The organism is Micromonospora deserti (assembly GCF_003236335.1).
GTDB lineage: Bacteria > Actinomycetota > Actinomycetes > Mycobacteriales > Micromonosporaceae > Micromonospora > Micromonospora deserti.
Genome location: NZ_POUB01000367.1, coordinates 1 through 4,834, shown reverse-complemented (window position 1 = coordinate 4,834; position 4,834 = coordinate 1). Strand labels below are relative to the sequence as shown.

The window sequence follows — 4,834 nt, the reverse complement described above, 5'->3', positions numbered from 1 at the left end:
GCGGTGTGCGGTGCGGGCGGGGCGGGGTGCTGGTGGAGCGGTGCGCGGTGCGGGCAGGCGGCCAGCTGGTGCGTCGGTGATCAGGGCGTCCAGCCAGCCGTGGACAGGGCGGCGCGGAGTTGGGCCGCCACCTGCCCCGACCGACGGCGGACGTCGAAGGCGGTGAAGCGGAGGATCCGGTCGCCCTCGATCCACACCCGGTTCTGCCGGTGCAGGTCGGCCGCCCAGTGCCGGACGTCCATGTGGTGCGCCCCGTCGACCTCGACGTGCAGCCGCCACCGTGGCCAGTACGCGTCGAGGTAGCGCACCCGCCCGTCAGCGTCCCGGCGGCGCTCCTGCGTCTCGGGCAGCGGCAGCCGGTGCCGGCGGCAGAGCCGCAGGAGGTCGATCTCGGAGAGCGCCTCGGCGCCGCCAGCGAGGTCGCCCACGGTCTCAGCGATGACGCGCCGGCGTCGGGCCCGTGGCATCCGGTCCAGCACCGCGCCGATCTCGGCGGGAGTGACCCGGCCCTGCTGGCATCCGGCCGCCACGATCTCCTGCGCCTGGTCGTCTGAGTGCGCCCACTGCGCCGCGTCCACCACGGACCGGGCCATGCCGGTGCGGTCGGGGCGTCCCCGCTGGCGGTCCTCGGCCGGCAGGTGCCGGACCCGCCGGACCCGTACCGCCGGCAGGCCCAGCGGCAGCCGCCGTAGCAGGTCGGGTGCGCGTCGCTGGTGCGGGACCAGCACATCGACCACGTCGTAGCGCCAGGTGCCACGAAGGCCGGCGGCGGTCGCGGCGGCGAGCCCGGCGAGCAGGGCCCCCGCCCCGGCCGCGAGCACCGCCACCCACCACTGCTCTTCCCGGCTGAACCCATGGCCGGTGGGCCCGGCGTACAGGACGCCCCGGCAGATCCGCCGCCAACGCCCGGTGGCCAGCAGGTGCCGTACCGTCGCCGGGGTCAGTTCCCTCGTGGCCTGCTCCCACGTGAGCACCCCCGACTGCTCGAACAACAGCCACTGCAACGCCGAGGCGTCATCCCCAGGTATCCGCACCGGCTCATCGCATCGTCCTTTGGGTGCGGTTGTTGTCGCTCCAGCGACAACAACCGCACCCAAAGTCGACAGTGCTCCGCCCCCAGACAGTGCTCCGCCCCCAGACAGTGCTCCGCCCCCAGGCGGCGGGCCGCGACCGGGGCAGCGGGCCTGCGCTGGGCCGCGTCCGGGCAGCGGGCCACGGCGCAGCCCGTGGCCCCCGGCAGTGGCTTGCGTCCGTGCCTCGGGCAGTGGCTTGCGCGCCGTGACCGGGGCGCAGTGCGGCGCCGCTCAGCGACCGGTGGCGGCGAGGGCGTCGACGGCCCTGCGGGCCGCGATCAGCACCGGGTCCCACACCGGGGCGTACGGCGGGGCGTAGCCGAGGTCGAGGGCGGTCATGTCGTCCACGGTCATGCCGTTCCACAGCGCCACCGCGAGGGTGTCGATCCGCTTGGCCGCCTCGGACCAGCCGACGATCTGCGCGCCCAGCAGGCGCCCGCTGGGCTTCTCCGCGATCAGCTTCACCGTCATCGGGCGGGCGCCCGGGTAGTAGCCGGCGCGGTTGGTGGACTCGGCGATGACGGAGACGAAGTCGAAGCCGGCCGCCGCCGCATCTCGCTCGCGCAGGCCGGTCCGCCCGACCTCCAGGTCACAGACCTTGGTGACGGCGGTGCCGATCACCCCGGCGAAGGTGGCGTAGCCGCCGCCGATGTTGATGCCGGCCACCCGGCCCTGCTTGTTGGCGTGGGTGCCGAGCGGCACGTGCACCGGCAACCCGCTGACCCGGTGCAGGCACTCGACGCAGTCCCCGCCGGCCCAGACGTCGGGCACCCCCGGCACTCGCATCCGGCGGTCCACCCGGATCCCGCCGACCGGGCCGAGGGGCAGCCCGGCCGCCGCGGCGAGCGCGGTGTTCGGGCGTACGCCGAGGCCGAGGACCACCACGTCGGCCGGGATCGGCCCGTCCGCGGTGACCACCGCGGACACCCGGCCGTCGCGCTCCTGCAGGCCGGTCACGGTCAGGCCGGTGCGGATGGTGACCCCCAGGGCGCGCATGGCGCCGCTCACCAGCTCGGCCATGTCCGGGTCCACGGTGGACATCGGCTGTTCGGACTGCTCCACCAGCGTCACGGACAGCCCGCGCTGGATCATCGCCTCGGCCATCTCCACGCCGATGTAGCCACCGCCGATCACCACCGCCCGGCGCGGCGGCGGCTCGGCCTCCAGCCAGTCGCGCAGCGCCGCGCCGTCGTCGAGGGTCTGTATGCCGAACACCCCGCCCGCGCCGGTGCGCGCCCACTCCGGCCGCACCGGCACCGCGCCGGCGGCGTACATCAGGGTGTCGAACCGCTCACGGACCTCGCCGCCGCGGTCGAGGTCCCGCGCGACGACCTCGCGCCGGTCGAGGTCGATCGAGGTCACCTCGTGCCGCAGCCGGACGTCGATGTCGAACGATTCCCGGAAGGTCATCGGATCGCGGGCGATCAGCTCGTCCCGCTCCGGCACCAGCCCGCTGATCCAGTACGGGATCCCGCACGCCGAGTACGACGTGTAGTGCCCCCGCTCGAACGCCACGATCTCCAGGTCGCCCCGGTCGCGGCGGCGTCGCGCCTGGGAGGCCGCCGCCATGCCGGCGGCGTCGCCACCGATGACGATCAGTCGTTGCGCCACGGACTCATCCTGTCACGGACGGTTCATCCGCGGGTCTTGGTCACCACCACGGCCTGGTCGGGCCGGGGAGCAGGTGGTGCCGCGCCGAACTCAGGTCGCTCGGGCCGGCATCAATCGACGTTGACAACTGTCGCAGGGACACGTACAACACCTGAGAGAGCGCTCTCACGACCCGTCCCGTAGAGAGGCACGCCAATGACACCTGCCCTGGCGGCACCTGCCGCCCCGCCCGCGCGACGCCGACTGCCGCTGGCGTTGGCGCTGCTCACTGCCACCACCACCGCCCTGGCCGGGATCGCCGCCACCGCCGACGCCGCCGTGCCGGCTCCCGCGCCGGGCTGGAGCCTGGTGTGGAGCGACGACTTCACCGGCGCGGCCGGTACGCTGCCGTCCGCCAGCAACTGGATCATCGACACCGGCACCAGCTATCCCGGCGGCCCGCCCAACTGGGGCACCGGCGAGATCCAGACCTACACCGCCAGCACCGCCAACGTCAGCCACGACGGCGGCGGCAACCTGCGCATCACGCCGCTGCGCGACGCCGCCGGCCGCTGGACCTCCGCCCGCATCGAGACCGTACGCAGCAACTTCAAGGCGCCGTCCGGTGGTGTGCTGGCCATCGAGGGCCGGATCCAGATGCCGAACGTGACCGGGGCCCAGGCGGCCGGCTACTGGCCGGCGTTCTGGGCGCTCGGCTCGCCCTACCGCGGCAACTACCAGAACTGGCCGGGCATCGGCGAGTTCGACGTGATGGAGAACGTCAACGGCATCAACTCGGTCTGGGGCGTCCTGCACTGCGGCGTCGCCCCGGGTGGGCCGTGCGACGAGTTCAACGGCATCGGCGCGTCCCGAGCCTGCCCCGGCAGCACCTGCCAGTCGGCGTTCCACACCTACCGGTTCGAGTGGGACGCCTCGGTCAGCCCCCAGCAGCTGCGCTGGTACGTCGACGGGCAGCTCTACCACACCGTCAGCCAGTCCCGGGTCGGCGAGCCGTACTGGTCGCAGATGACCAACCATGCCGGGTACTTCCTGTTGCTCAACGTCGCGATGGGCGGGGCGTTCCCGAACGGGGTCGCCGGGGGTGCCACCCCGACCGCGGCCACGGTGCCCGGCCGGCCGATGCTGGTCGACTACGTCGCCGTGTACAGCCGGGGCGGCGGCACCACGCCGACGCCGACCACCCCGCCGCCGGGTGGCGCCCGGGACGCGTACGCGACCATCCAGGCCGAGTCGTTCACCGCGCAGAACGGGGTGATCGTCGAGGCGTGCGCCGAGGGCGGGCAGAACATCGGCGCGCTGCGCAACGGCGACTGGGTACGGTTCGACAACGTCGAGTTCGGCGCGACGCCGCCGCGGGACTTCGTGGCCCGGGTCGCCTCCGGCGCGGGCGGCGGGGTGAGCGGCCTGGTGGAGGTCCGGCTGGGCAGCCCGACCGCGCCGCCGATCGGCAGCTTCGCGATCGCCAACACCGGTGGCTGGCAGAGCTGGCGCTCGGTGCCCGGCAACGTCGCCGGCCCCACCGGCCGGCACACCGTCTACCTGACCTTCAGCAGCGGCCAGCCGAACGATTTCGTCAACGTCAACTGGTTCACCTTCCGCCGCTGAAAGCGGTGCCCGGGGCCCCGGCCGTCGGGCGGGGCCCCGGGCGCCGGCCGGGCGGCTCGCGGTGCTATCGGCGCGATGTGGCCCGGGTCTGCCTGGGTCTGCCCCGGCCTGCCGCGGGGCGGCTTGCGGGGCTGTCGGGCGTGGATGCTGCCCGGATCGGCCCGGGCTCACCGCGCGGGGCGGCTCGCAGTGCTGTCGGCGGGAATCTCGCCCCGGCGGAACTACCGGCCGGGCTGCTCGCCGAGGGCGTCGGTGCGGATCTCGCCCCGTCGGCCGGGGTCGTCCGGCCGGGGTCGTCCGGCCGGGCTTCGGCCGGCGTCACCAGTCACCCTCTGGACAACAACAGTTAACAGTCTTAATAATAAGCGCCAACGTTGATGGCTGTGGATGTCGTCCGGGCGTGGAGGGTGCTGTGAACCGATCCAGATCTCTGGTCTTGTCGCTGGTCACCGCGTTGCTGGCAGCGGTGGGTGCGGTATGGGTGGCGCTGCCCGCGTTCGCCGCCGGCGCCACGGCCGGCTTCGTCAAGACGTCCGACTGGGGGT

General features: G+C 73.9%; 3 protein-coding genes. 1 reads left to right on the top strand and 2 read right to left on the bottom strand.

What is annotated here, in order from left to right:
* Positions 1–80: 80 nt before the first annotated feature.
* On the bottom strand, positions 81–1,034 hold the full coding sequence (locus C1I99_RS29365; protein ID WP_111137435.1) for a putative endonuclease domain-containing protein: 954 nt from the start codon (positions 1,032–1,034) through the stop codon (positions 81–83).
* 270 nt (positions 1,035–1,304) lie between these two features.
* Positions 1,305–2,684 (bottom strand): FAD-dependent oxidoreductase, encoded by a 1,380-nt coding sequence (locus C1I99_RS29360; protein WP_111137434.1) that lies wholly within the window; start codon positions 2,682–2,684, stop codon positions 1,305–1,307.
* Between the two features lie 195 nt (positions 2,685–2,879).
* Here C1I99_RS29360 and C1I99_RS29355 point away from each other — a divergent pair, with 195 nt between their 5' ends.
* Positions 2,880–4,289, top strand: coding sequence for a carbohydrate-binding protein (locus tag C1I99_RS29355; RefSeq protein ID WP_111137433.1), 1,410 nt, complete (start codon positions 2,880–2,882; stop codon positions 4,287–4,289).
* Positions 4,290–4,834 lie beyond the last annotated feature (545 nt).

What these genes read in the sequence shown, in the direction of transcription:
- C1I99_RS29355 (WP_111137433.1), top strand. Translation starts at nt 2,880, where the DNA reads ATGACACCTGCCCTGGCGGCACCTGCCGCCCCGCCCGCGCGACGCCGA.